A 1,193-nucleotide genomic window follows, 5' to 3' on the forward strand; every position below is an offset into this window, starting at 1 on the left:
GTATAAATTCTATTTAGGAGTGGTCAATGATGAAAAATTTAAGTGTTATGGATAGGAAAAAAGAATTTAAAATAGCTCATGATTATTTCAGAAAGGCATTAATAGAAATAGACAATAAAGATGACTTTGATAGTAACATTAAGGAGTTATTAAATTATCTTAATAGTTATAACTTCTCAATCAAAGATGTTTTAGAACTTTATAAACTTAGTGACTTGCAAGATGAATTTGACATATTAAGACTAATGGAATATTTCCATGTATCAGATAAATCTAAAGAAGAAGATATATTAGCACATAATGAATATGGTTACTTAGTGATTATCAATGATGAAGATGAAATATAAGAAAGTTTTCAATATACGTTCCCTTAAAAAATAGATTCTAAAATATAAAGGTGGTTATTATTATGGAAAGAAAAGAAGAATTAGTTGTATTACTAGATGAATTTAAAGAAGTTAAAGGTATTTTTGAAATGGACAATGAAATATGTGAATTGTTTGATTATTATATATTAGAACTCACTAAAGATATACAGTCACAGTACACAATAGATGAACAACTTTATTATCATTTTGATTCATTAGGAAAACTATCTCAATATTATAATTCCGCGTTATGTAGTGAAAAAGACATTAATGATTTTCTTAAAAACTATAATGAAATTGCACCAGTGAAATTAAATTATGAAATTGTTTCTGTTGAAGATGAAGTTGAAATGCAAGAATTTATCAGTTATGTAAACGAAGTAGAAAATGGTTATCAAAAATATAAAGATAATAATTATCATGTGCCAACACCAACTGTCGTTGTAATTAAACCAGATAAAGAAACGCCAGAACAAGACACAATGGAATCAAGACAAACAAAAACAGAAAGTAATATGGAAGAAATACTTGAAACACTGATAAACTTTGAAATCACATCATTACAAAGAAATTATAATGCAAATGAATTAATGTATATGAAAACAGATTATATACGTGATTTATTTGAGATTTGTTACAAGCTAAAAAATGGAATTAAATCAAAATATGATTTGTTATTAGATTTTCAAAGTATGTACAATTTTGAATATGAATTTAGCAATCAAGAAATAACAATAAAATTGGTATGATAAACTCCTATTCGCCTATATTATAGGCGAATAGGATAATTTAAAAGGAGTGAGCCTAATAGCCATTGATCCAAGC

At 25.4% G+C, this 1,193-nt stretch carries 2 protein-coding genes; both read left to right on the forward strand.

All coding sequences use genetic code 11. From position 1 onward, the window contains the following. Nucleotides 1-29: 29 nt before the first annotated feature. The gene (locus tag HMPREF2586_RS00260) at nucleotides 30-347 is read left to right on the forward strand and encodes a hypothetical protein (protein WP_141756804.1); all 318 of its coding nucleotides are present in this window, start codon (nucleotides 30-32) and stop codon (nucleotides 345-347) included. A 62-nt stretch (nucleotides 348-409) separates the two neighbouring features. Next, nucleotides 410-1,117 carry a hypothetical protein gene (locus tag HMPREF2586_RS00265; protein ID WP_070812580.1) on the forward strand — a complete coding sequence of 236 codons (708 nt, stop codon included), beginning with the start codon at nucleotides 410-412 and terminating at the stop codon, nucleotides 1,115-1,117. Nucleotides 1,118-1,193: the final 76 nt, after the last annotated feature.

Source organism: Staphylococcus sp. HMSC034G07, assembly GCF_001835975.1.
Classification (GTDB): domain Bacteria; phylum Bacillota; class Bacilli; order Staphylococcales; family Staphylococcaceae; genus Staphylococcus; species Staphylococcus ureilyticus.